A 24,606-nucleotide genomic window follows, 5' to 3' on the forward strand; every position below is an offset into this window, starting at 1 on the left:
TAACAATCAACAAGATGAAAATCATTATCACCGGCGGGGCTGGTTTCATTGGGTCGCATGTGGTGCGTTTGTTCGTGACCAAGTATCCAGCGTATCAGATCCTGAACCTCGATGCCCTCACGTATGCCGGCAACCTGGAAAACCTGCGTGATATTGAAGAGGCGCCCAATTACCGGTTGGTGAAAGGCGACATCACCGACCAGGCATTCGTGGATCAGCTTTTTGCCGTTGAAGAGCCGGATGCAGTTATCCACCTAGCCGCCGAAAGCCACGTCGACCGGAGTATCACCGACCCGCTGGCTTTCGTAAAGACCAACGTGCTGGGCACCGTTAACCTGTTGCAGGCCGCCAAAAACCTGTGGAAGCCGCTCGGCTACGAAGGCAAAACATTCTACCACGTCAGCACCGATGAAGTGTACGGCTCGTTGGACTTCGGCCCGGAGATGTTCACCGAAGAAACCTCCTACGATCCTCGCTCCCCGTATTCCGCTTCCAAGGCAGCTTCCGACCACTTTGTGCGCGCTTGGCACCATACCTATGGCTTGCCCATCAAGCTCAGTAACTGCTCCAACAACTACGGCCCGAACCACTTCCCCGAGAAGCTGATTCCGCTGGCTATTCACCGCATTCAGCACGGCCAGCCGGTACCCGTGTACGGTAAAGGCGAAAACGTGCGCGACTGGCTGTTCGTGAAAGACCACGCTATGGCCATCGACGCTGTGTTTCACAAAGGCAAAGTAGGGGATACCTACAACATCGGCGGCGTAAACGAGTGGACCAATATCAAACTCATTCACTTGCTCTGCGACACACTGGACGAGAAAACGGGCAAAGAGAAAGGCACTTCCCGCAAACTCATCACCTTCGTGACGGACCGGGCGGGCCACGATTTGCGCTACGCCATCGACAGCAGCAAAATCATGAACGAGCTAGGCTGGAAACCCTCGGTAACATTCGAAGAAGGCCTCTCCCAGACGGTGGACTGGTACTTGGAAAACGAGGCTTGGCTGCAAAACGTGACCAGCGGCGCCTATCAGGATTATTACCGCACGCAATACGCACGCTAGCACGCAATTAGAAATCGAGAATTAAAAATCAAGAATGCTGTCCAAGGTATATGATAGCTGTTTTGAAGCTTAATTCTCAGTTTTTAATTCTCAATTTCTAATTGAATAATGTACGACCTTCCTTTTCACGACCAGCCGCTCGACAATCTAGCTTTCTTGGTAACGGGCGGAGCCGGGTTCATTGGCTCCAATCTGGTGGAGTACCTGCTGAAACACGGCGCCAAAGAGGTGCGTGTACTCGACAACTATTCCAACGGCTTCCGCAAAAATGTAGCGCTGTTTGAAGGCAACCCGGCGCTGCGTGTCATTGAAGGCGACATTCGGGACCGGCAAACCTGCGTGGACGCCTGCCGCGGCATCGACATTGTGCTGCACCAAGCGGCTTTGGGCTCTGTCCCACGCTCCATCAACGACCCCATCACCACCAACGATGTGAATGTGGGCGGCTTCGTGAACATGCTGGTTGGGGCGAAAGAGGCAGGTATTAAGCGGTTTGTGTACGCCGCTTCCTCGTCCACTTACGGCGACCATAAAGCTCTACCCAAAGTAGAGGACCGGATTGGCAAGCCCCTCTCTCCGTACGCGGTTACCAAGTACGCCAACGAGCTATATGCCGATGTGTTTGGTAAAACGTACGGCATGGAAATTATCGGGCTGCGCTACTTCAACATCTTCGGCCCGCGCCAAGACCCCAACGGAGCCTACGCAGCCGTTATTCCGCTCTTCATTGATGCGGTGTTGGAAGGCAAGCCGCCACGTATGAACGGCGACGGGGGCCAGACCCGTGACTTCACCTTCGTGGAGAACTGCGTGCAAGCCAACATCAAGGCGGCCCTCGTGCAGAATCCGGAAGCAGTGAATCAAGTCTACAACATAGCCGTGGCCGACCGCACGTCCCTCAACGACCTGTTCAACATCCTGAAAGAGGAAGCCGGCTCTACCATCACCCCTGAGTACGGCCCCGACCGGCCCGGCGACATTCGTGATTCCTTGGCCGATATCAGTAAAGCACAAACACTGCTTGGGTACAATCCTGAAATTCGCATTCGGGAAGGACTGCAACAAACGCTAGCCTGGTTTAAGGCTAATGAGGAGTTTATAGCAGTCAGAAACTAGCTGTTAAATGGCAGAATAACTACCGAGTTAATTATTCGAGGGCTTTAAAGCTGCCTACCACTTAACGATTTAGCAATTCAACCACTCAACATGAAAGGCATCATCCTCGCCGGCGGCTCCGGTACTCGTTTGCACCCACTTACCCTAGCTGTGAGCAAGCAGCTCATGCCCGTCTACGACAAGCCGATGATTTATTATCCGCTTTCGATTCTGATGATGGCCGGCATCAAAGACATTCTCATTATCACCACGCCTCACGACCAGGCGCAGTTCCAGAAGCTGCTTGGTGACGGCAAAAATCTAGGGTGCAACTTCCAGTATACCATTCAAGAAGTGCCCAACGGCTTGGCCCAAGCCTTCGTGCTTGGCGCTGATTTTATTGGCGACGACAAGGTAGCGCTGGTGCTTGGCGACAATATCTTCCACGGCGAAGGCATGGAAGAACTGTTGAAATCCAATAACAGTCCGGACGGCGGCGTGGTGTACGCCTACCATGTGCACGACCCCGAGCGGTACGGCGTAGTGGAGTTTGACGCCGACAGAAAAGCCCTCAGCATCGAGGAAAAGCCCAAGCAGCCGAAAAGCAATTATGCGGTTCCAGGCCTCTACTTCTACGACAACGATGTCATTGAAATAGCCCGCGACTTGAAGCCGAGTCCGCGTGGGGAATACGAAATTACGGACGTCAACCAGGAATATTTGCGCCGGGGCAAGCTGAAAGTAGGTATCCTCGGCCGGGGCACCGCCTGGCTCGACACCGGCACATTTGAAAGCCTGATGCAAGCCGGTGAGTTCGTGCGGGTGTTAGAGCAGCGCCAGGGGTTGAAGGTAGGCTCTATCGAGGAGGCCGCTTACCGCCAGGGCTTTATCGACGCCGATCAGCTTCGCAAGATAGCCGAACCTCTGCGCAAGAGCGGCTACGGAGACTATCTGATGCAACTACCGGAGCACTTAGTGGTGCAGGAATAGCGCTTAAAGCACCCAACAGGGAGGCCCCAACGACAAGCTTGCTAATATTGAAAGCTTGTCGTTGGGGCCTCCCTGTTGGGTGTTACAGGCTAGTTGAATAAAGCACCTGCCAGCAGCCCCGCTGCTACTATGGCGTAAGAAGGTACTTTCTCCCAGAGCAAGAGCATAAAGGTAACGCCAATGAGGCCTAGGTTAATAGGGGTGTCGGGTAGGGGATGGTAGAGCAGGAATACCGCTGCGCACACCAGCCCGGCTGATACGGCATTCACGCCCTCCAAAGACGCCTTCACGACGCGGTACTGCTTGAGTTGGTCCCAGAACCGGATGAGAAAGAAGATAAGAAGCGTGCCCGGCATGAAAATACCAGCCGCCGCTACCAAGCCCCCTAGTATCTGACCCCCAAGCCCGTAGTCACGCATGGCCAGCGCCCCGATGTAAGAAGCGAAAGCAAAATTAGGCCCGGGCAACGCTTGGGTTAGGCCATACCCGGAAAGAAACTCGGGGGCAGTGAGATAATGCTTGAACTCTACGAACTCGGCAAATAGCAGCGGAGCCAGCACTTGCCCCCCCCCAAATACCAAGGAGCCGTTGCGGTAGAAATTCTCGAAGAGCAGTACGGGTAGCTCCCGCGTGTAATGTCCCAGCACGGCTGCGCCCACCAGCACGCCTATCCACAATATAAAGTTGGCCCATTCGATGCGTAGCGGCTGTTTGTCAACCACTGGCGTGAGCTTGCGGTAGCGGAAGGTAGTAACGAGCCCACCGCCTAATAGCAGCAGCGGCAGCACCGTTGGTAGCTGGAAACGATAGGCCAGCAGGGCCGCCGTCACCATCAGCGCCACCGAAGTCTTGGTGTGGATAACCTTTTCGGCAATCTTGTAAGCTGAGTAAGCCACAAAGCCTACGGCAATAGGCTGAATGTATTGCACCAGTCCGGCTACCTGCTCCTTGTCGAGGTAGCTCATGGCCATGCCGGCCGCCGTCATAATGGTGACGGCCGGCAGCATCCAGACGAACAGCGTGAGGTACGCTAGGTTGGGGCCTCCTAGCCGGAAGCCAATGGCCGTAATGGTTTGGGTGGAGGTCGGACCCGGTAGCAGTTGACACAGCGCCATGATTTCCAGCAGCTCAGCCGAGGTCAGATACCGGCGCTTGTCCACGAGCAGACGGAGCATCATGGCGGTGTGGGCTTGTGGCCCACCGAAAGCAGTGCAGGCCAGGGCGGCCACATCTTTCAGGAAAATAATACCCCGTACCCGACGAGTGCGTAGCCTGCGTCCGGGTGGCGGACTAAGCTTGACTTCGGTAGGTGGCGGCGCGGGTGGGGTGAAAAGCACTGGCGGAATGGCAGTTTCTGATGATCGTTTCGAGTTGTTCAACCGGGCTGGTATTGGTAAGTACGCGAAAAAACCATTGTCTACTTTCAAGAGCTACTTGTTTTTTAGCTGGAGTGAAGCTATCCATTTCCTGCAAACTCGAGTGTGTGCCAACGCGCGAAACGATAAAGTTAACGTGCCTGAATGACCTCTACATGGGGAAACTTCCTACGCTTTTGCCACCTGATTCTCGACAACGAAGGGTATTTCTCTGCTGTTTTTAGACGGATGCATTAGCGCAAAAGAAAACCCGTCGGCAAAGTGCCGACGGGTTTTCTTTTGCGCCACCAATTTTTTAGAAATCAAACAGGTGGCTTGTCTCGGAAAGCTACTTTTTCTTCAAGCCTAACTCAATCAGACGCTCGTTCAAGAATTCCCCAGCCGTGATGTCGGCTTCCTTCTTCGGGTTATCGGACGTAACGCAGCTTTCGAGAGCGGCGAGGCTCATTTCCGAGCGGGGGTGCATGAAGAACGGCACCGAGAAGCGCGAAGAGTTCATCTTCTCGCGGGGTGGGTTCACTACGCGGTGAATGGTGCTTTTCAGCACGCCGTTGGTGAGGCGCTGCAACATGTCGCCCACGTTCACCACAATCTGGTCGGGGAGAGCCGTAATGGGAATCCACTTGTCGTCGCGGCGCTTCACTTGCAAGCCGTCGGCGCTGGCGCCCATTAGCAGCGTAATCAGGTTGATGTCGCCGTGCTCGGCAGCGCGAACGGCATCGGCCGGTACAGCGTCCGGATTTTCGATGGGGAAGTAGTGAATAGGACGCAGAATACTGTTGCCGTTGCGCACCTTGTCGTCGAAGTAGTTTTCGGGCAGATTCAAGTACAAGGCAATAGCGCGAAGCACGTCTTTACCGGCAGCTTCCAAGGTGCGGTACGTGGTAAAAGTGCTTTTTTGGAAGGTCGGTACTTCCTCGGGCCAAATGTTGGCCGGATATTCCTTGCCAATCGGGTCGTCGGCATCTTCCACTTCCTGGCCGACGTGATAGAACTCCTTTAGGTCGCCGGTGTTGCGGCCTTTGGCGTGCTCTTTGCCCTTGCTGATGTAGCCGCGCTGACCAGCCAACTCCGGATTCTCATAACGCTGCTTACGCTCGTCAGGTAATGAAAAAAACGCTTTTACGTCAGCATAGAGAGCTTGGGTCTGCTCTTCGGTGAGGCCATGATTCTTGAGAGCCACAAAGCCAATGCTCTGGTAGGCTTCGCCGAGTTGCCGTACGAAGCGGGCTTTACGCTCAGAATCACCGGAACGGAAGTCTGCGAGGTCGAGGGAAGGAATTTCTTCCAGCAATTTGTCTGCCATCTTGGAAAATCACTATACTTTTGAACAATGAATGGGTGTTGCGCAAGGTACTCAAAAATCGAACGTCGTTTGGGCGTAGCTAGTTCTTCGAGTTTTACTATAACATAACAAGTCAGTTCTTACTTTTTCCTTCATTTTCTTTTCTATGCAAATTTCTACACGATTATTAAGTTCTCTTCTCTTGTTGGCGCTGGTAGCCTGCGACGCAGCCAAGCAAGTCACCGAAGCCACTTCGGTTGCCACCTCCTCCTCTGTGCCAACTACTATATCGGCCGCGAGTATGGAGAAAAATGGATTGCGCCTGACGCCCTTTTTTGACTCGCCCAAATTCCCAACGGCGCAACTGCGCATGAGCACACCTGCCACCGGTTCTACAGCGCCAAGTGGAGCAGTGCCTTTCAAGTACGAGATAACCAACTTCCTTTTAACCAAAATGAGTGGCGGCATGCACTCCGAGGAAATGGCTAACTCAATGAAGGGGCAGCACATTCACAATATCGTCGACAACGAGCCGTACACGGCGCACTACGAAACCGGCTTCACCAAGAATGTAGTCGATGGTCAGCACGTGGTGCTATCCTTCCTGTCGCGCTCCTACCACGAAAGTCTCAAGCACCGTGGAGCTTACGATTTGCGCCTCGTAACGGTAGGAAAAACGGCGCCCAGTACCCCCACCTTCGACTTGAAAGCACCCCATCTTTTCTACAGCCGCCCCAAAGACGTATACACCGGCAAAGACACGCAAAAGGTGATGTTGGATTTCTACCTCGTCAACACTACCATCGAGCCGGGTGGCACCCAAGTTCGAGCCACTATCAATGGCAACGAATTTATGCTCGATCAATGGGCCCCATACATGATGGAAGGTTTGCCTATGGGAGAGAATACGGTGAAGCTGGAACTGGTAGATGCTGGCGGAAAACTAATAGATGGCCCCTTCAATTCCGTTACGCGCAGCTTTTCGCTACAGCCTTAAATGGCGGGTGCTCATCGGTATTCTACAGAAAGAGGTTAAGTTTCGCGCCTGCTTGTTCCTCGTCTTAATAGGGAATGAGTGGGCGCAGGTCCGCTACAACGTCGTACCTTCGCTTGTCAGACGAGAGTGGATTTTGCTAAGTGAGTTGAACAGCTCGTCTAAATCAAGTTAAACTACGTAATATCGATACCTACAGTGCTTGCTGTGGGCCGCTACATTTTCTCTTTATGCAAGAAAATCTTACTGCTCCCTCCGGGCTTGTCATGTTGCCAAAGGCCCCCACGGGTATCGAGGGCCTCGATGAGATTACGGAAGGAGGGCTGCCCAAAGGACGACCCACACTGATTTGCGGTAGTGCTGGTTGCGGCAAAACCCTGATGGGCATCGAGTTTTTGGTGCGCGGTGCTCTTAGCTTTGGGGAACCCGGCGTTTTGATGGCTTTCGAAGAAACCGCCGAAGAACTGGCTGCCAACGTGGCCTCGCTCGGCTTCGACTTACCGGAGTTGCAAGCTCAAAAAATGTTGCGCGTCGACCATGTACACGTCGACCGGTCGGAGATAGAGGAAACCGGAGAGTACGATTTGGATGGCTTGTTTATTCGCTTAGGGTATGCCATTGATTCTATTGGGGCCAAGCGGGTTGTGCTCGACACAATTGAAGCTCTTTTTTCTGGGTTTCCCAACCAGGCAGTATTGCGCTCCGAGATTCGGCGCTTGTTTCGCTGGCTGAAAGACAAGGGCGTGACGACGGTAATTACGGCCGAGCGTGGCGAAGGCTCCCTCACCCGGCAAGGGTTGGAAGAATATGTGTCGGATTGCGTGATTCTGCTCGATAACCGCGTTATCGACCAAATTACCACCCGCCGGCTGCGCGTTGTGAAGTACCGCGGCAGCACCCACGGCACCAACGAGTATCCCTATCTGATAACCGAGGACGGAATTTCCGTTTTACCGGTCACGTCGCTCAAGCTCGAACATGAGGTTTCCGACCAGATCGTATCGACGGGCATTCCGGCCCTAGATGAAATGTTCGGCCGCAAGGGCTTCTACGAAGGCAGTAGCATCTTGCTGACGGGGACGGCTGGTACCGCCAAAACCACTTTAGCGGCTGCTTTTGCACAGGAAATTTGCCTTCAGGGCGGGCGCTGCCTCTACTTCGCGTTCGAGGAGTCGCCGCAGCAACTGGTGCGCAATATGCATTCTGTAAGTATCGATCTAAAGCCTCACCTGCAAGAAGGTCGGCTACTGATTGAAGCTTCCCGACCAACGCTCAACGGCCTAGAGCGGCACTTGGTCACGATCCATAAGTTGGTAGGGGAGTTTAAGCCTACTGCTGTCGTCATCGACCCCATTAGTAACCTTATCAATGTGGGTAATGTGACGGAGGTGCGAAGTATGCTCACGCGCCTCATCGATTTTCTGAAAGTCAACAATATCACCGCCCTGTTCACTTCCCTGATCAGCGGTAGCATGCAACTGGATACCACCGAGGAAGGGGTTTCTTCGCTGGTGGATACGTGGGTTAGTGTGCGGGACCTAGAGGGTATTGGCGAACGAAACCGGGGGCTGAGCATTCTGAAGTCGCGGGGTATGGCGCATTCCAACCAAGTGCGGGAATTCATTATCACCGACAAAGGCATTCAGTTGTTGGATGTGGTAGTGGGGCCGACGGGCATCGTGACGGGGGCTAGCCGGCTAGCTCGGCGGCTACAGGAACAGGCGCAGGTTGTGGCCGAGCAACAGGAACTGGAACGCAAAGACCGAGAGTTGGAGCGCCGCCGCCGGGTACTGGAAGCAACCATTGCTAACCTGCGCACCGAGTTTGAATCGGTGGAAGAAGAGTTTCGGCTAATTAACAGCCAAGAGCAAGGCCGTCAGCCGTCAACTGCCAAAGGAAAGTCAACCTCTGCCTCACCCGATGCTGACCGGCAGGAATTAACTGACCCGCAACCTACTACCTAGACCTCTCATGGATAATGAATCTGCTACCCCCGAGCCAGGTCACAACGATGACTATTGGGAACTGCGCTTGTACGTAGCCGGCCAAACCGCAAAATCAGTGGCAGCCATAGCCAATCTGAAAAAATACTGCACGCAACACTTAAAGGGCCGGTACCAGCTAGAGGTTATTGACTTGCTTGTGAACCCGCAATTGGCAGAAGGTGACCAGATTTTAGCTATTCCAACGCTGGTTCGGAAAGTGCCTGTTCCTATTCGCAAAATTATTGGTGACCTCTCCAATGAAGAACGAGTATTGGTAGGGCTTGATATAAAGCCAGCCGGAAACAAGGTTGGGCGTTAGCATGGAGGCAGATGAAAAACCGCCCGAGAGTGGTGCCGAATACGTGCTGCATCTCTACATCACTGGTGCTACGCCCAACTCGACGCGGGCCGTTCGTAACATCAAAGAAATTTGTGAGTTGTACCTGAAAGGCCGGCACGAGCTGCTGATTGTTGATATCTACCAGCAGCCCGAATTGGCCCAGGGAGAACAACTCATTGGTATTCCAACCCTGATTAAAAAGCGGCCTGGCCTCGTCCGGCGGTTGGTCGGCGACTTGTCGGACCGGGCGCGGGTACTGGCGGCCTTGGGGCTGCCCCTGCCGCCTAGTGACCCTACTCATGGCTGATTCTACTTGTTCTTTTTTGCTGGCCCTAAGTCGTGAAAACGAGGAACTGCGTCATCGGCTGCAAGAAGCCGAAGACCTAATTGATGCCGTGCGTACTGGGGCCGTAGATGCACTGGCCATTCAAAGCCCTGATGGCCCCCGTATTTTCACGCTGCAAGGCGCCGATGAAGGCTACCGTACCCTCGTTGAGCAGATGAATGAGGGAGCCATGCTGCTCAACCACGATGGCACCATTTTATACTGCAACGCTTGCTTGGCAGGTTGGTTGCAGCGAGGTCTGGAAGAAGTGATGGGTGGTTCATTTGCCAGCTTCGTGCCGGCAAGGTTTCAAGCATACTGGAGCGCACTACTGGCGCAAAGCTGGACTGGCTACGGCAAGGGCGAACTACCTGTGCAAACGAAAGAGGGCGCGCTACGGCCCCTCTCGTTGTCGTTGAAAGTGCTGTCCTTTAACGGGACACTGGTGGTGGCCGTTATCTTAACGGACCTTTCGGCGGAACGAGAAATTAGAATCATTCAGGCGCTGGTTACCGAGCAAAACGCGGTAATTGACCGCAAAAACGAGCAACTGAAGCTCCAAGAAGCAGCGCGCCTAGTGATAGAGCAGGCGGCGGCTGAGGCCAATAGAATGCTCGAAGGCATTCCCCAGATTGCCTGGACGGCAAACACCGAAGGAACAACCACCTACTTCAATCGTCGTTGGTTCGACTACACCGGGCAGCAAGCCGGGCTTGTGCAGCAGTATCAGTGGCAGCCGTATCAGCACCCCGCCGATGCTGCGTTTGCCCTGGAGCGCTGGCAGCACTGCTTGCGCACGGGAGACATATTTGAAGCGGAGTTTCGGCTTCGCGACAGGGCTGGTAATTACCGCTGGATGCTTAGCCGAGCGTTGCCTTCGCTCAACCAGCAGGGCCAGATCATCGAGTGGATAGGCACTTGTACCGACATTCATGAGCATAAGCTGGACCTAGAGCGTATTGACTTGGCACAGCAGCAGTTGCAGGAAAACAACACGCAACTCACCCGTGCCAACGTGGACCTGGATAACTTCATCTACACAGCCTCGCATGATTTAAAGGCGCCCATTACCAACATCGAAGGGCTATTGCACGCGCTGCTGTTGGAGCTGCCTGACAAAGGCCAGGAGGTGCGCCCCATCATGAACATGATGCAGGATTCGGTGGACCGGTTCAAGCGCACCATCGAGCACCTGACAACCATCACCAAGCTGCAGAAGGAAAACGACCAGCCTTCCGCTTCGGTCGACTTGGATCGGCTAATCGAGGAAGTGCGCCTGGATCTGTTGCCCCAAATCCAGGCTGCTGGGGCTTACTTGCAGGTGGATGTGCGGGATTTGCCCATGCTTTCCTTCACAGAAAAGAACCTGCGCAGCATTATCTACAATCTGATAAGCAATGCCGTGAAATACCGCGCCCCCGAGCGGGCGCCCGATGTGCGGATACAGTGCCGGCCAGATGGCGAGTATGCCGTCATTATGGTGCAGGACAACGGACTAGGTATGCGCTTGGCTAACAAGGAGAAGCTTTTCGCTATGTTCGAGCGGCTGCACGACCACGTGGAAGGCAGTGGTATGGGACTTTACATCGTCAAGAAAATAGTGGAAAACGCCGGGGGCCGCATCGAGGTGGAAAGCCAAGTGGATGTGGGCTCCACGTTTAGGGTATACCTGCGAAGGTGAAATAGAAACAAGAAAACAGGACGATTGAATACCTAGGCTTGAAACCTGATGTTGTCTGGTTTCAACCACTTCCTCTGAAGTTACCTCTAACCAATATGCCGCTTCCATATCCATGGGGGCTAGTCATTTTACGTCGGGTCTACCCATGTTCAAACTTAGCTGTGCCTTATTGGTCGACGACGACCAAACTACTAACTATTTAAATCAGCTGCTTTTGAAGCGGTTAAACGTGACGGACAAGCTATTGGTGGCGCTCAACGGGGCCGAAGCCTTGCAGCAGTTGCAACTCCATAGTCAAAACGCAAGTGAGGACCAGCCGATATTGGTTTTGCTGGATGTAAAGATGCCAGTCATGAACGGCTTCGAGTTTTTAGAAGCCTACGACCAATTGCCGCTACCCCGCAAGGAAGCAATAATTATTGTGATGCTAACCACTTCTCTGCATCCTCAGGATGTAAGTCGCCTGGAGAAACTTCCTATTGCTGGCTTCCTCAACAAACCACTAACCAAAGAAAAAGTAGATACTATCCTGCGCACTCATTTAGACCGGCAACTTCCTGGAGAATAAGTGTTTGTCGCGATTATTTCTATGAACGTGCTGCTTCAGGTATAGCGCAGCCGGGCTTGCTAGTTGTGGCTGTCTAGCAAGGCAATTCAACTTGCACTTCTATCACAGAGCAGACGGCACTTCATAAGTAGGTACCTACCATTGCCGCACTCGCCAGGCTAGTGCCACCTCGAAGTAAGGATAAAGCTGGCTGGTGGTTTGGGCTAAGTCGGCGGCAGTATAGCTAGTTCCGATGAAAGAGCCAGTGCCCGCACGATAACGGTAAAGCGTCCGTAGTTGCTGCAACCACATGCTAGCCGCAAGGGTCAGGTTGCCGGCCCGCCGCTCATACGCTATATCAGGGCCCTGCTGGCGGGTAAGAGCGCGCAGATAAATAAGCGAAGAGCCCCCAGCGTCTTGCACCAACCGCGCCCGGCCTTGGGTGCGTTGCTCTAAAAAGCGGTAGCCCAAGCGCAGGCTGTTGCTGGTGCGTTCCGGGCGGCGGCCACTCCAGCCGTAGCGTAAGTTCCCACTCAAGTCGTGGGTGATGGTGGTATCAAGGGGGCTTTCTTTGAACGCTGGCCACCGTAGCAAACCTACCCGGTTTTCGCGGCGCGCATAGTCCAGGGACGCCAATAGGCGCGGCTGGAGCTGATACGTAAGATGCTGCTGTTGCTCCAGTACCCGGCTGGCCCGGTTGCGGCTTTGCTCGCTGGCCCGGTCACGCACCTGGTAGCTCACCCACAGATGGTAGGTGCTTCGGATGCTGAACTTGCCGGGCGCCCACGTAAAGCCCGGCTCCCAGTGCAATAATCGGTCGGTGTAGCTCTCGGCACTCAGGGCAGCCCGGATAAACACAAACTGCCGATACTCGCCGGCCACTGCCAGCGTCGTGCGGAACGCCCCACGCCAGCGGCCAGTCCAAGTGAGTCGGAGGGCGTGCTGGGCCTCGTCGCGGTCCTGCTGGTTGTCTTTGCTAGGCGCCGTAACGCGCAGCAGTTGAGCTGATCCGGTAAGGGAGAGAGCATGACGCAGTGCCGGCAGCCAAGTAAACTCGCCCTGCCACTGTGTGGTTTGCTCCTTGATGTCCCGAATTCGCTCGCGGGCTAAGGCCAACTCGTATTTTGGTGGCGTCAGAAATCGGTTGTTGTCAAGGCCATAGGCCCGGTTACGCTCGCGGTATCCAAACAAGAGCACGGCTTGTACTTTCTTGCCGCCAAGCCGCAGTTCTTGCCGCGTGTCCAACTCCCGTTGGCGGTAGCCCAAGTTCTGGAGGGTATCAGCTTCGGCCCCCAATTGTCGGTAGCGGAAGGCGCGGCTTGGCAACGCCAGGGCATTATCAGAGCGAAACGAGACTTTCTCGGACAGGCGATACAGCCAAGTAACTTGCCCAGCTAGCGTGTCACTTTGGATGCGCTGCACGTTGCCGGGTACGTAGTCTTCGGCCCGATGCGCCCGGTAAGCAGCACGTACGCTACCACTGGAATACGCATCGAAGGTATGCTCGTGGAAGCCTTCGGCTAGTAGTCGTTGCCACACCCGCGGCCCTAGCTGAGCCCGCGTGCCTAATAAGCGCACTGCTAACGGCGACGCAGTAGCACCCTTCACAAACACCAGGGTAGAGAAATCCAGCCCGTACGCCAAGCCGGTATCCCGGCGGCCGTTGCGGGCATCTTGCACTGCCCCCGCAAACCCTACGTAGCGTACCACCGACAGCGAATCGTTGGGGCGGAAGTTAGCTAGGCCGTGCTCGTAGCCTAACCGGCCCAACCACAAGCCAGTGCGCGTGGCATTGGCCCGGCTCTGCTCGTAGCGGACAAACTGCCCAACGCGCCAGCCCCGGCCCATATCGATGGTGTGCAGAGCGTCGGCAGCATAATCCTCGCGCACAAACGGGGGCTCCCCCCGCGAATCATAAATCCATTCGCTCTGTAGTCGGTAGCGAAGCTGCTGTTGGTTGGAAAGGCGCAAGTAGCCGAGGGCATCGGTCCGTTGGGCGTAGGTGCTCACGCCTACGCGGCGTGCCCGAAACGAGAGCAGCAACAGTGAGTCGGGTGGGGCAACTACGGTGCGCGCTAATAGCGGTGTACTGCCTGCATCAACAAGGCTTTGGGTTTGTCCGGCAGCAGCGGCAAGCAGCAAGACCACGTTGATGCCTAGCACAAGGCAAACTCGCGGCGTTCCGGGCGGCCCGTTTCCTCTGGCAACTTCGTAGGCCGCCCTTGCGTCAGTAAAGATCAACTTCATAAGATGCAATTGCCAAGTTCGCTAAGCGAACTGATGCTAACGACATAGAACAGTGGACTGCTAGGTGATGACAAGCAAGTTACTTCAGCGCCCTCAGGACCGCAACCGTCGAGTAGAATCAGATATTAATCAAAATTTACATGCTGTAGCAACCGCTATTGCTACCTTTGTCCTCGCCTAATTAATAACCGAAACTCCGCGGCCCATTCCAACGTCTCTTTAGCTCCAATCATCTTCGTGGACTTAGACGTGGACACGGGCTACTGTTTTGCCAGTCAGCTTATGAAAGTAAAGAATGTATTGCTGTTGGTAGGGATAATGGCAGGAATTTCTGGGAGCGTACAGGCACAGCACGCCGTTTGGGCGGGCAAAGTGGTGGCTGTATCATCGCAGAAGGCAGAAGGAAAAGAAGACTTTTCCCCCGAGAAAGTATTGGGCGAGCCTAATGCGCAGCCACTAGGCCAAGTTAGCAACGAAGCCTGGATTCCAAGAAAGGAAAGTGGCAACGAATTTATTGAAGTGCGCTTCGGTAAGTCGCTTGTTGCCAAGCAGGTCACGGTAGTGGAAAACTTCAATCCGGGCTCCGTATCCAAAATTGAGTTGGTTGATACGAGAGGCCTGAAGCACGAAGTCTACCAAAACGAGAGCCCCGGTCCAATTCCTGAACAGTTTCGTTCTTTGCAAATCACATTTTCGCCGGGTACCTATCGTACGATTGGCGTGGTGGTGACCATGAACACCAAAGCCGTGAACGGGGTGAACCAGATCGACGCCATCGGTATTGCCGACGTGGCGGAAACCATGGTCAAAAAAGAGTTTAAAGGCGAAGTCGAAAGTGTGAAATTCGACTCGGCGATGGTGAACCTCGGACCCAACGTCAACTCCAAGTATGTCGATACGCATCCGGTCATCTCGCCCGATGGTCGCACGCTGTTCTTTGCCCGGCAGGAAAGCCCCCAGAACGTGGGCGGCGCCAACGATGTGCAAGACGTATGGTATTCGACCCAGGTCAATTCTAAAAACAACTCCTGGAACCCGGCCAAAAACATTGGCTCTCCTATCAATACGCCCGGTCCTAACGGCTTGACTTCGGTGTCGTCGGATGGAAACTCAGCTATACTTATCAACGTCTACAACGAAGATGGGTCCTTGGATCCCAAGGGGTTGAGCTTAACCAAACGAACCAAAACGGGTTGGAGCAAGCCACAGAAAATCCTGATTGATAATTTCTACAACGACGACCCCAATAACGTAGACTACTTTCTGGGCACCTCCGGCAAAGTATTGCTCATGGCGGTCCAGCGGAAGGATGGCCAGGGCGAGCAGGATATCTACGTAACGCTCCGCAAGCCAGACGGCACCACGTGGGGCCGTCCCATCAATCTTGGAGCCAGCATCAACACTAAAAAGCCGGAGTTCGCGCCCTTTCTGGCAGCCGATGGCAAAACGCTTTACTTCGCGTCGGAGGGGCACGGAGGCTATGGCAAGAGTGATATCTTTTACTCGAAACGTCTCGACGATAGTTGGACCAACTGGACCAAGCCCCGCAACCTGGGTCCCAGCGTAAACTCGCCCGATTTCGATGCCTATTACGTGGTGTCGGCGGCTGGCGAGGATGCTTATCTGGTATCCGCGCGTAATGGAACCGGCAGCTCCAAAGATATCTTTCGCATTAACCTGACGCCTCAGTTCAAACCCGAGGTGGTAACCCTGGTGCGCGGCCAAGTGCTTGATGCAGCCACCAAAAAGCCCGTTACGGCCACTATCCGCTACGAAAACCTGCTGACAGGCGAGGAAATAGGAGTGGCCGAGACCAGCCCCGTCGATGGCTCCTATACCATTGTGCTTCCCTCGGGTGTTCACTACGGCTACCGCGCCGAGTCGCCTAATTACTTGGCCGAGTCCGATAACCTCGACGTAACCGACCGTCAGAAGTACTCGGAGGTGAAGCAGGATTTGTATTTAGTGCCTTTCGCCGTAGGCCAGACTATCAAGCTGAACAACATCTTCTTCTCGCAGAGCAAGTATTACCTGCGTGAGAATTCCTATCCAGAATTGCAGCGCCTAATTCGTACGCTGAAAGAGTACACTACGGTTGAAATTAAGATTGAAGGCCACACCGACAACCAAGGCGACCCGGCCCTGAACCTCAAGTTGAGTCAGGACCGCGTAAATGAGGTAAAGAAGTACCTCGTTTCGAAAGGCGTATCCAGCCGCCGCATCACCACTGAGGGTTTCGGCGACACCAAGCCTATTGCCAACAACGACCAGGAAGAAACCCGTAAGCTCAACCGGCGCGTCGAGTTCCGGATTACCAAGAAGTAGGTGGTTTAACGGGTGTTCATAGCAAAATCAAAACGCAGAAGCCGGTTCCGTATGGAATCGGCTTCTGCGTTTCAGTGAACTGCCAACTATTTAATAATTAGGCCATTCAAGTCAGTCGTGTTTCGTCGCGGCCGGGCTTGCTGCTACTGCTTTGGTTGCTGGGATTGGCAATAGAGTCGCGCATGTCGGTATCGGACTGAATGTTACGCATCTTGTAGTAGTCCATGATGCCTAAGTTGCCGGAACGGAAAGCTTCGGCCATGGCTTTCGGTATTTCGGCTTCGGCTTCCACCACACGGGCTTTAGCTTCCTGCGTTTTGGCGCGGTTTTCCTGCTCTACGGCAACGGCCATGGCGCGGCGCTCTTCGGCTTTAGCTTCCGCTACTTTTAAGTCAGCGGTGGCCTGATCTATTTGAAGTTTGGCGCCAATGTTCTCTCCAATATCGATGTCGGCAATATCAATAGAGAGAATTTCAAAGGCAGTACCGGCATCGAGGCCTTTGCTGAGTACGAGCTTCGATATTTTGTCGGGGTTTTCGAGCACCTCTTTGTGCGACTTCGATGAGCCGATGCTCGTTACGATGCCTTCACCTACGCGGGCCAGAATCGTTTCTTCGCCGGCGCCGCCTACGAGCTGCGTGATGTTAGCGCGCACCGTGATGCGGGCTTTCGCGATAAGCTGAATCCCATCTTGCGCTACGGCCGCTACATTGGGCGTGTTGATTACTTTGGGATTGACGCTCGTTGTAACGGCTTCAAACACGTCGCGGCCGGCGAGGTCGATGGCAGTGGCTTGCTTGAAGGTGAGCGGAATGTTGGCTTTGTCGGCTGAAATCAAGGCCTTGATAACGCTCGGAATATTGCCGCCCGCTAAGTAATGCGTTTCCAAATCGTTGGCCGTCAGGGCCAAGCCGGCCTTGGTACTGGTTATCATGGAATTGACAATCAGGGAGGGCGGCACTTTCCGAACCCGCATAAACGCCAACTGAAACAAGCTCACTTTCACCCCCGAAAACAGCGCCGTAATCCAGAGGCTGATAGGAAAGAAATAGAGGAAGACCAACAAAATGATGGCTCCAATGATGAGCGGGAAGATGGGAAAGTCGTTCATGGAGGTAAGGTATGGAAAAGCCTGTCATGCTTGACCAAGCATCCACTTATTGAAGTTATTCCGCCCGCTTCGGTGAGGTTACCCCACGAGCGAGGGGTACCGGCTGCGCGGACGCTAAATCCAGCAGCACCATCTGTAAACTTGTTCAGCTATTCACACTTTCCACTACAATTCGATTTTGCTCGATGCGTAGCACGCGCACTTCAGTGCCAGCCGACACATATTCGCCGCGGGTGGTTACCTCTCGGCGGTCGTCTTCGAATAGCACCGTGCCCGCTGGCCGTAGCGCCGATAAGGTACGGCCGGTTGCTCCCGGCAATACATCGGGCAGCCGGGCATCTCGCACATGAGAATTGTTGACGTCGTTCAACGCTACACGAGCCATATTTTTCGGTCGCAAGCCGATGTAGACTAGCGTTCCGGTGACAACCAACGAAGCCACGAGCAAAATATGGCCGGTTGTGGAACCTAGGTCGCGGTAGCCAAACCAAACGCCGACTGCCAGCAACGCGAAGCCTATTAACCCGACCACTGTAGTTCCGGGAATAAAAATAACTTCAGCCACCAGAAACAGCAGGCCGAACAGGAGCAGTAAGGCAATGGTAAGCCAGTCCATAGGCAATGGCAGGCGAGTCCACATAAGCAGGTCCATGGCAGTAAGTGGTTGGAGGTGAAAAGATACGCAGAAAGATTGCGCAGAAGGCACGAATACAAAACCTTAGCTAGCATGCAGCTTTACTTGCACTCGGTTGAGGAATCAAGGCTTGACCGGCTTTACTGATGCCCGCAGCAAAGTCGGCAAACCTTGCTTCCTCAACTTCCGACTAACGAGAAAAAATATTACGGCAACGCCGCCTGACTTTCGCGCTCGTGGTCCGTAGGGAAGCCTATGATGAAGCAACGCGAAGTAACCGACCCGCACAACACCACCTGGACTTGCGTACAAGCCTACGCCGGCGTAAATAGTAATGCCGCCACGGAAGCCGTAAAGCGCAGCGAAACAGATACCGGCGACGTGCCTGTTGTGTGCACACCGAGCGGGGGAGCCCAAACAGTACGCCTAGAATTGCATAAAGACTGGCTTGACAATCTATCAGATGAAGAGTTAGCCAATGCTATTGCTGCCGCACAGTAATACGCCAGCTGCCACAAGAAAGCCCTGCTACAACTATTGCAGCAGGGCTTTCTTATACTGGTTGAAAACGGCAGTAGCCTAATAGGCCCGGGCAAAATGCACGCGGCGCTTCGAGGGCTTGCCGGTTAGCATGTCTACACCATCTTCGTCGGGCTCGGCGAGGGCCATGCAGCGAATAGTGGCCTTGGTTTCTTCCTTGATACGGTCTTCGGTTTCGGAAGTGCCATCCCAGTGTGCTACCACAAAGCCGCCTTCTCCTTCCAAGGCTTGTTTGAATTCTTCGTAGGTATCAACGCGGTGGGTGTGCGTTTCACGAAATTTATGGGCCTTGCGGTAGATGCTGGCTTGAATGTCGTCGAGTAGTGCAGCCACGTTGTTTACAATGTCGGCCAAGGGCATGTTCATTTTCTCCTTGGTGTCGCGGCGAGCTACTTCCACCGTGCCAGCATCCAGGTCGCGCATGCCGACGGCGAGGCGCACGGGTACCCCCTTTAGCTCCCACTCCGCGAATTTGAAGCCGGGACGTTCGGTATCCCGGTCATCTACTTTCACAGAGATGCCGCGTTCAATCAAACCCATTTGCATAGGTCGGATGCGCTCCAGCAACTCATCGAGTTGGCCGGTTTTGTAGATAGGCACAATCACCACCTGAATAGGAGCCAGTTTGGGCGGGAGCACCAAGCCCTCATCGTCGGAGTGGGCCATCACCAAGGCGCCCATCAAGCGGGTGCTTACGCCCCAACTCGTGCCCCACACATGTTCCAAGGCGCCTTCCTTGTTAGTGAATTGCACATCAAATGCCTTGGCGAAATTCTGGCCCAGGAAGTGAGAAGTACCTGCCTGTAAGGCTTTGCCATCTTGCATCAAGCCCTCGATGCAATACGTGTCTAAGGCGCCAGCGAACCGCTCGTTCTCGGTTTTTACACCTTTCACTACAGGCAGCGCCATCCATTCCTCGGCAAATTGGGCGTACACCTCCAGCATTTGGCGGGTTTCGGCAACGGCTTCTTCGGCGGTAGCGTGGGCGGTGTGCCCTTCCTGCCACAAAAACTCGGCAGTGCGCAGGAATAACCGGGTACGCATCTCCCAGCGCACCACGTTGGCCCACTGGTTGATGAGCAATGGCAGGTCGCGGTAGCTTTGAATCCAGTTTTTGTAGGTGCTCCAGATAATTGCTTCCGACGTGGGACGCACAATCAGCTCTTCCTCTAGACGGGCGTTGGGGTCGACGCGCAGCTTGCCCGGATTGTCGGGGTCGGTTTGGAGGCGGTAGTGCGTTACCACGGCGCACTCTTTGGCGAAGCCTTCGGCGTTCTTTTCCTCGGCTTCAAACAAGCTTTTGGGGACAAAAAGCGGGAAGTATGCGTTCTGATGGCCAGTGCGCTTGAACATATCGTCGAGGGTGCGCTGCATCTTTTCCCAGATGGCATAGCCATAGGGTTTGATGACCATGCAGCCCCGCACGGCGGAGTTTTCGGCAAGGCCGGCGCGCTTCACCAACTCATTGTACCACAGTGAGTAATCTTCACTCCGTTTGGGCAAACCTTTGCTCATGTTTTAAGGTATCTTTGGTCAGGTTGAAATGTTCCGGTTTGGCCTAAAATTTGTCATATCCAAAACGGCACCGTTTCGGTGCCAAATTACGTTAATAAATAAACTGAAGCCTGACCTTATGGAATGTTTGCTACTCCAAACAACCTTTCGTCGCTTCACTTGCTCTTTACTTCGCCAGCCTTCCTTTTCACGCAAGCAGCCATGAAAAATCTCTTTTCCTCCTTATTGCCCGCTTTGGCCCTGCTTACGTTGGGTGGTTGCGCTGGCACTAGCGCCCTCTCCACTACGGAGAATGACGGCGTTTATTATTCGTCTCAAGATCGTACTACACAGAATGCTACGGCATCGGTAGCTGGCACTACGCCCGCTACGGAAGCAGAATCAGGCGACGAGATTTCCAATCCGGATTACGCGAGTGATGGCGCGCGGAGCTCTACCGTAACCGAGTCGACGGAGTATTACGACGACGACTATGCGTATTCTTCCCGTATTCGTCGCTTTCATCAGCCGTACTACCGGGGCTTCGGCTATGGCTACAACGACTTTGTGTATGCTGACCCCTTCTGGTATGGGGGCTCTCCATATTATGGCAATTCCTTCTATGATCCGTTCTACGGTCCTAGCTATGGTTACGGCGGATTTGGGAGCTACGCTAATATCGGTATCAATATTGGTTTCGGCAGTCCTTGGGGTTGGGGCTACAACCCTTGGCGGTATGGCCGGGGTTACAGTGTCTTCGATAACTACTATGGTGGTGGCTACGGCTACGGCGGCTATGGTTACAACAACTATTACAACGTCAACAACTACTATGGTAGCGGCGTAGGCTCTACGCGTAACGTGCGCTATGGCCCACGCAATAGCCGTAGTGCCGATGCTGGTATGGCAGGCCGCACTAGCACAGGTACGGGCAATGTGACGGGTTCACGAAGCCGGGCAACTGATGGTGGCGTCGCGTCGCCCACGGGTGGACGTAGTTCTACGGGTGGTGTCACGGATAACGGTACGCCACAGTCTTCGGGCCGTGGCCGTTCACGGTCGGCAGATGCCGGTACATTAGGAGGTGTTGCACCTGAAGGCACTTCAGGTGGTCGTGAGACCGGGACATTGACGGACCAGCAAGTGAGCGGCCGCAATGCAAGATACAGCCAGAACCCAAACGTAGCAGAGCAGATCAATAATGGAGGCAATGATACTCAGCCTTCGTATGAGAGCCGGGGCCGCCGGCGTGCCACAGAAGCAGTTGGCACCGTAAACGATGCCGCCACTCAGCAGCAACCTGCACAACCACAGTATTCGCAGCCGCGTCGGACGCGGTTCAGCGAGTTGAATTCCAACCAGAACAGTGGCGGCCAGAGCGCTGATCAACCCGTACGTCGTCAGCGGACATATGAGGCCCCTCAGCGCACGTATGAAGCTCCCCAGCGGACCTACGAGCAGCCTAGCCGTTCGTATGAAGCGCCGCAACGCTCTTATTCCGAACCATCACGCAGTTCAATGCCCTCGAATAGTGGTGGGGGAAGCAACAGTGGTGGCGGTAACAGTGGCGGCGGTGGCCGTGGTCGTGGGCGCGACTAATACGTTGTTCGGAACCTGATTTGTGACCGGCCCGAGAGGGTCACCTTCTCTTTCCTCAAATGAAAAACTTGAAATACTGGCTTGCTGTGGCTCTGTTGAGCCCGGCTAGCTATAGCTTTGCCCAATATTCAACGGACGCACTGCGCTTTTCACAAACCCAACCCTCTGGTACTGCTCGCTCGCTAGGCAGTGGCGGCGCCAACGTAGCCGTAGGTTCCGATTTGGGTAACCTCGTTACGAACCCTGCCGGTTTGGGCCTTTTCCAACGCTCAGAGGTTAGCTTGACTCCCGGTGTTGGTATTGGTAACACCAACAGCCAAGTATTCGGTACTACCACTACCGATGGGCGAAACAGCGTGCACGTTGCCAACTTCGGAGTTGCTTTCACCAATCGTCGTCCTGACAGCGACAATAGCCCTTGGCGGAGTGGCACGTTGGCTATCGGTTTGAACCGCGTCAACGATTTCAACCAGAGCTTCCGGTATCGGGGCTCCTTTGCCGGTGGACCATCAGGTGGCGGCAGCAACATTCTGAATTACTTTGATCGGGGAATCACGGTTGCACAGGCCAACGACTTCGATGACTTGGCCTATGAAGCTTTCCTAACGGACGACGATGCGCAGGGCCGATATGTTCCGGGCACCGACTTCGGCCGGTCGCTTGATGGAGCACTTAATCAGGAGGAAACGGTATTGACTACCGGCTCCCAAACCCAATTTGATATTGGGTACGGCGCTAGTTACCGCGACCGACTCTACATTGGAGGAGCCATTGGTATTGTGAGCACCCGCTTCAACTCAACCAGTGTATTGACGGCCACCGATCCATCGCCGGTTGATGCGAGCGTGAGAGGTTCTAGTTTTGGCAGTCTTACATACCGGGAAGCATTGGACACTCGGGGAAGCGGAATCAATGCTCGAATTGGTGCCATCTATCGAGTGACTGACGCGGTGCGGGTGGGGGCTTCTGTGCAAACGCCAACCTTGCATAGCTTGTCGGAAACGTACTCTTCTTCTTTAAACGTGGTATATGACACGCCTATCACAATTGAAGGCACAAACTATTCCTCGAGCAACGCAGCTACTGACCCCGGAGCGTTCGACTATGTGCTAACTTCTCCTTTCCGAGCTTCGGGAGGCGCAGCCGTCGTAGTAGGCAAGCATGGCTTCTTGAGCGGCGACGTGGAGTATGTGAACTACAGCCAGTCTCGCCTTAGCAACGACAACACCAACGACCCAGGTGGAAGCAGTGGCTATGATTTCGACCGCGACAACGATGATGTCAAGAGCTTATATCAGTCGGCGGTAAACCTGCGGTTAGGGGGCGAGCTGCGTTACGACATCTTCCGGTTCCGGGTAGGGTTTGCGCGCTACGGTGACCCGTACAAAGACAGTGCCCGCGACCGGTCACAGAATTATTACACGGGTGGAATAGGCTTACGTCAAAAGAACTTTTTCCTGGATTTGGCTGGTGTTTATAATACGGCTAAGCGCTATTACAACCCTTACGTTATGCCCAACTTAGCAGACACGCCCGAAGTTGTGGTAGACGCTAATCGTTTCACTACCACCTTCACAGCGGGCTTTCTATTCTAAATGCTTAATTCAGTAAGCTGGCACTGAAGCTGTATCATAAAATGAATAAAGCAAAAGCCCCCTTTCACTTGAAAGGAGGCTTTTGCTTTGTAAGACTACGGGGTGCACACACTTCCGCTTTATTTCGTGATGCGTACCTGCATCTTGATAGCTGGAGTGGGCGCAGTGAGAAAGGATTGAATGAAGATAAGTCCATACCTAGCCGAGCCTTCATCGGTCTTGAATGCTAACACTCGTCCTATCCCTCTAGCCCTTAGAGCCTCAGTGCGAGTGCCGGATGGCAAGATTTGACCATCGTTGAAAGCATTTTGGAATGCCTCCGTCGTAGTAGCGTTAGCGAAACGAGCAGAATCCCAATCAGTGCCGCGTAGTGAAGTGTGTCGGCGTTTCAACCAATTGCTTGCGTTAAACAAGGCATTGGTGCGCATAAGTTGCGCATCATTAGGGGCTGCTAGTGCCCGCTCCCCATCGGCTAGTGGCAGATACGCCAGGTCGATAAGCTCTTGGTTTTCGGGCCGGCCGCGCAAGGCATTCGGTGGTAGGGCTAGACCCGGCAACAGCGCTAAGCTGCTGCGCGAATAAGGGGTAGTAGGGGCCGGCAACAGGATGGTATAACGATGATACGCCGCAACGCGGAGGGAGTCGCTGTTGCGCAGAACCAGTGTGAAGCTGCGTTCCTTCTTTTTGTTATCTGCATCGTAAGCTGTAAAAACCCACTTTTCTCGTCCCGAGGTGGTGCGTGTATTGGCTGTGAACTGAAAAGCCACTGACTGACGCTGCTGACGGGTCAGGGTTGTGTCTAAATACACAATGGAAGCAGGTTCTTTGGGTATATCATTGGGGTTGAAAGCAGTAGTGGTCGGGTAGACATAAGGATAGGGCGTAGGCGAATATTCCACCGCAATAACCAGGCGGTTCAGCTCGGCACCATCGTCTTGTCTTTCGGCAAAGACGCGGGTCGTGAATGTATCAGCGAGGGCAGCAGTGTTAGAAGCCGTAGTAACCGTCCGGCTAGCGGACAGAAAGCGGGAGCCACCAACCAAGTCAACACGCGGGCCAGATTCATCTTCCAAATTGCAGGAAGTTAGCAGGGCAGATGCTACTAGAGATAAAAGTAGGTAAAGACGCATAGTATCGGCAAAGGTCGGAATTTGCAGTTGACGCTAAATTGAATGCTGAAAACAATGTGCACTATAAGTGTCGAAATCAGCACAGTAAAGAGTGCTTAGGTCCAAACCGTATCCGTAAGATAACTGGCTTTGGAAGGTCCTTCGTAACGCTCGACCAGGTGATTATGACATTGCTTTCCTGCTACAATAAGAAAGCGGCACTGTGCTTCTAAGCGTAACCACTTAATAAAGAGAAGTATACTTCTA

Annotated in this window: 20 protein-coding genes; 13 read left to right on the plus strand and 7 right to left on the minus strand. The window is 54.0% G+C overall.

The window, feature by feature from the left end; translation table 11 throughout:
- Positions 1–14: 14 nt before the first annotated feature.
- From rfbB to rfbA, 3 genes are all read left to right on the plus strand, one after another.
- A complete protein-coding gene (rfbB, locus tag ACFE7X_RS05350; RefSeq protein ID WP_375434633.1) occupies positions 15–1,067 on the plus strand; it encodes a dTDP-glucose 4,6-dehydratase in 1,053 nt (350 codons plus the stop codon).
- A gap of 108 nt (positions 1,068–1,175) precedes the next feature.
- Positions 1,176–2,183: an SDR family oxidoreductase gene (locus ACFE7X_RS05355; RefSeq protein ID WP_375434634.1), complete on the plus strand. Its 1,008-nt coding sequence runs from the start codon at positions 1,176–1,178 to the stop codon at positions 2,181–2,183.
- Between the two features lie 90 nt (positions 2,184–2,273).
- A complete protein-coding gene (rfbA, locus tag ACFE7X_RS05360) occupies positions 2,274–3,152 on the plus strand; it encodes a glucose-1-phosphate thymidylyltransferase RfbA (RefSeq protein WP_375434635.1) in 879 nt (292 codons plus the stop codon).
- A gap of 89 nt (positions 3,153–3,241) precedes the next feature.
- On the opposite strand, the gene chrA is transcribed toward rfbA, so the two are convergent.
- Together chrA and ACFE7X_RS05370 are read right to left on the minus strand one after the other, a co-directional pair.
- Positions 3,242–4,489 carry a chromate efflux transporter gene (gene chrA, locus ACFE7X_RS05365; RefSeq protein ID WP_375434636.1) on the minus strand — a complete coding sequence of 416 codons (1,248 nt, stop codon included), beginning with the start codon at positions 4,487–4,489 and terminating at the stop codon, positions 3,242–3,244.
- 367 nt (positions 4,490–4,856) lie between these two features.
- Complete coding sequence (locus ACFE7X_RS05370; RefSeq protein ID WP_375434637.1) at positions 4,857–5,834, minus strand: isopenicillin N synthase family dioxygenase; 978 nt, start codon at positions 5,832–5,834, stop codon at positions 4,857–4,859.
- Positions 5,835–5,979: 145 nt separating this feature from the next.
- On the opposite strand from ACFE7X_RS05370, the gene ACFE7X_RS05375 reads away from it, so the two are divergent.
- From ACFE7X_RS05375 to ACFE7X_RS05400, 6 genes are all read left to right on the plus strand, one after another.
- Positions 5,980–6,810 (plus strand): hypothetical protein, encoded by an 831-nt coding sequence (locus ACFE7X_RS05375; protein WP_375434638.1) that lies wholly within the window; start codon positions 5,980–5,982, stop codon positions 6,808–6,810.
- 227 nt (positions 6,811–7,037) lie between these two features.
- The gene (gene kaiC / locus ACFE7X_RS05380) at positions 7,038–8,771 is read left to right on the plus strand and encodes a circadian clock protein KaiC (RefSeq protein WP_375434639.1); all 1,734 of its coding nucleotides are present in this window, start codon (positions 7,038–7,040) and stop codon (positions 8,769–8,771) included.
- A gap of 7 nt (positions 8,772–8,778) precedes the next feature.
- The gene (locus ACFE7X_RS05385; protein ID WP_375434640.1) at positions 8,779–9,111 is read left to right on the plus strand and encodes a circadian clock KaiB family protein; all 333 of its coding nucleotides are present in this window, start codon (positions 8,779–8,781) and stop codon (positions 9,109–9,111) included.
- A gap of 1 nt (position 9,112) precedes the next feature.
- Positions 9,113–9,439, plus strand: a complete 327-nt coding sequence (locus tag ACFE7X_RS05390) for a circadian clock KaiB family protein (protein ID WP_375434641.1) — start codon at positions 9,113–9,115, stop codon at positions 9,437–9,439.
- Complete coding sequence (locus tag ACFE7X_RS05395) at positions 9,432–11,138, plus strand: ATP-binding protein (RefSeq protein WP_375434642.1); 1,707 nt, start codon at positions 9,432–9,434, stop codon at positions 11,136–11,138. The genes ACFE7X_RS05390 and ACFE7X_RS05395 overlap by 8 nt, the downstream gene beginning before the upstream one ends.
- 145 nt (positions 11,139–11,283) lie before the next feature.
- Positions 11,284–11,706: a response regulator gene (locus tag ACFE7X_RS05400; RefSeq protein WP_375434643.1), complete on the plus strand. Its 423-nt coding sequence runs from the start codon at positions 11,284–11,286 to the stop codon at positions 11,704–11,706.
- Positions 11,707–11,841: 135 nt separating this feature from the next.
- Here ACFE7X_RS05400 and ACFE7X_RS05405 read toward each other — a convergent pair whose 3' ends face one another.
- On the minus strand, positions 11,842–13,848 hold the full coding sequence (locus ACFE7X_RS05405) for a hypothetical protein (protein WP_375434644.1): 2,007 nt from the start codon (positions 13,846–13,848) through the stop codon (positions 11,842–11,844).
- Between the two features lie 366 nt (positions 13,849–14,214).
- Between ACFE7X_RS05405 and ACFE7X_RS05410 the strand changes: the two genes are divergently transcribed.
- Positions 14,215–16,257 carry an OmpA family protein gene (locus ACFE7X_RS05410; protein WP_375434645.1) on the plus strand — a complete coding sequence of 681 codons (2,043 nt, stop codon included), beginning with the start codon at positions 14,215–14,217 and terminating at the stop codon, positions 16,255–16,257.
- A 106-nt stretch (positions 16,258–16,363) separates the two neighbouring features.
- Here ACFE7X_RS05410 and floA read toward each other — a convergent pair whose 3' ends face one another.
- Positions 16,364–17,368, minus strand: coding sequence for a flotillin-like protein FloA (gene floA / locus ACFE7X_RS05415; protein ID WP_375434646.1), 1,005 nt, complete (start codon positions 17,366–17,368; stop codon positions 16,364–16,366).
- 145 nt (positions 17,369–17,513) lie between these two features.
- Entirely contained in the window at positions 17,514–18,020 is a 507-nt protein-coding gene (locus ACFE7X_RS05420) for an NfeD family protein (protein WP_375434647.1), read from the minus strand.
- Between the two features lie 237 nt (positions 18,021–18,257).
- Here ACFE7X_RS05420 and ACFE7X_RS05425 point away from each other — a divergent pair, with 237 nt between their 5' ends.
- On the plus strand, positions 18,258–18,503 hold the full coding sequence (locus ACFE7X_RS05425; RefSeq protein ID WP_375434648.1) for a hypothetical protein: 246 nt from the start codon (positions 18,258–18,260) through the stop codon (positions 18,501–18,503).
- Positions 18,504–18,581: 78 nt separating this feature from the next.
- Here ACFE7X_RS05425 and proS read toward each other — a convergent pair whose 3' ends face one another.
- Positions 18,582–20,057: a proline--tRNA ligase gene (gene proS, locus ACFE7X_RS05430; RefSeq protein ID WP_375434649.1), complete on the minus strand. Its 1,476-nt coding sequence runs from the start codon at positions 20,055–20,057 to the stop codon at positions 18,582–18,584.
- Positions 20,058–20,258: 201 nt separating this feature from the next.
- Between proS and ACFE7X_RS05435 the strand changes: the two genes are divergently transcribed.
- Both ACFE7X_RS05435 and ACFE7X_RS05440 read left to right on the plus strand, forming a co-directional pair.
- Positions 20,259–21,635 carry a hypothetical protein gene (locus ACFE7X_RS05435; protein WP_375434650.1) on the plus strand — a complete coding sequence of 459 codons (1,377 nt, stop codon included), beginning with the start codon at positions 20,259–20,261 and terminating at the stop codon, positions 21,633–21,635.
- A 59-nt stretch (positions 21,636–21,694) separates the two neighbouring features.
- Positions 21,695–23,230, plus strand: coding sequence for an OmpP1/FadL family transporter (locus tag ACFE7X_RS05440; protein WP_375434651.1), 1,536 nt, complete (start codon positions 21,695–21,697; stop codon positions 23,228–23,230).
- Positions 23,231–23,349: 119 nt separating this feature from the next.
- On the opposite strand, the gene ACFE7X_RS05445 is transcribed toward ACFE7X_RS05440, so the two are convergent.
- Positions 23,350–24,303, minus strand: coding sequence for a hypothetical protein (locus tag ACFE7X_RS05445; protein WP_375434652.1), 954 nt, complete (start codon positions 24,301–24,303; stop codon positions 23,350–23,352).
- Between the last annotated feature and the right edge of the window lie 303 nt (positions 24,304–24,606).

Origin of the sequence: uncultured Hymenobacter sp. (assembly GCF_964242765.1) — a bacterium.
GTDB lineage: Bacteria > Bacteroidota > Bacteroidia > Cytophagales > Hymenobacteraceae > Hymenobacter.

What these genes read in the sequence shown, in the direction of transcription:
- rfbB (WP_375434633.1), top strand. Translation starts at nt 15, where the DNA reads ATGAAAATCATTATCACCGGCGGGGCTGGTTTCATTGGGTCGCATGTG.
- ACFE7X_RS05355 (WP_375434634.1), top strand. Translation starts at nt 1,176, where the DNA reads ATGTACGACCTTCCTTTTCACGACCAGCCGCTCGACAATCTAGCTTTC.
- rfbA (WP_375434635.1), top strand. Translation starts at nt 2,274, where the DNA reads ATGAAAGGCATCATCCTCGCCGGCGGCTCCGGTACTCGTTTGCACCCA.
- ACFE7X_RS05370 (WP_375434637.1), bottom strand. Translation starts at nt 5,834, where the DNA reads ATGGCAGACAAATTGCTGGAAGAAATTCCTTCCCTCGACCTCGCAGAC.
- ACFE7X_RS05375 (WP_375434638.1), top strand. Translation starts at nt 5,980, where the DNA reads ATGCAAATTTCTACACGATTATTAAGTTCTCTTCTCTTGTTGGCGCTG.
- kaiC (WP_375434639.1), top strand. Translation starts at nt 7,038, where the DNA reads ATGCAAGAAAATCTTACTGCTCCCTCCGGGCTTGTCATGTTGCCAAAG.
- ACFE7X_RS05385 (WP_375434640.1), top strand. Translation starts at nt 8,779, where the DNA reads ATGGATAATGAATCTGCTACCCCCGAGCCAGGTCACAACGATGACTAT.
- ACFE7X_RS05390 (WP_375434641.1), top strand. Translation starts at nt 9,113, where the DNA reads ATGGAGGCAGATGAAAAACCGCCCGAGAGTGGTGCCGAATACGTGCTG.
- ACFE7X_RS05395 (WP_375434642.1), top strand. Translation starts at nt 9,432, where the DNA reads ATGGCTGATTCTACTTGTTCTTTTTTGCTGGCCCTAAGTCGTGAAAAC.
- ACFE7X_RS05400 (WP_375434643.1), top strand. Translation starts at nt 11,284, where the DNA reads ATGTTCAAACTTAGCTGTGCCTTATTGGTCGACGACGACCAAACTACT.
- ACFE7X_RS05410 (WP_375434645.1), top strand. Translation starts at nt 14,215, where the DNA reads ATGAAAGTAAAGAATGTATTGCTGTTGGTAGGGATAATGGCAGGAATT.
- floA (WP_375434646.1), bottom strand. Translation starts at nt 17,368, where the DNA reads ATGAACGACTTTCCCATCTTCCCGCTCATCATTGGAGCCATCATTTTG.
- ACFE7X_RS05420 (WP_375434647.1), bottom strand. Translation starts at nt 18,020, where the DNA reads ATGGACCTGCTTATGTGGACTCGCCTGCCATTGCCTATGGACTGGCTT.
- ACFE7X_RS05425 (WP_375434648.1), top strand. Translation starts at nt 18,258, where the DNA reads ATGATGAAGCAACGCGAAGTAACCGACCCGCACAACACCACCTGGACT.
- proS (WP_375434649.1), bottom strand. Translation starts at nt 20,057, where the DNA reads ATGAGCAAAGGTTTGCCCAAACGGAGTGAAGATTACTCACTGTGGTAC.
- ACFE7X_RS05435 (WP_375434650.1), top strand. Translation starts at nt 20,259, where the DNA reads ATGAAAAATCTCTTTTCCTCCTTATTGCCCGCTTTGGCCCTGCTTACG.
- ACFE7X_RS05440 (WP_375434651.1), top strand. Translation starts at nt 21,695, where the DNA reads ATGAAAAACTTGAAATACTGGCTTGCTGTGGCTCTGTTGAGCCCGGCT.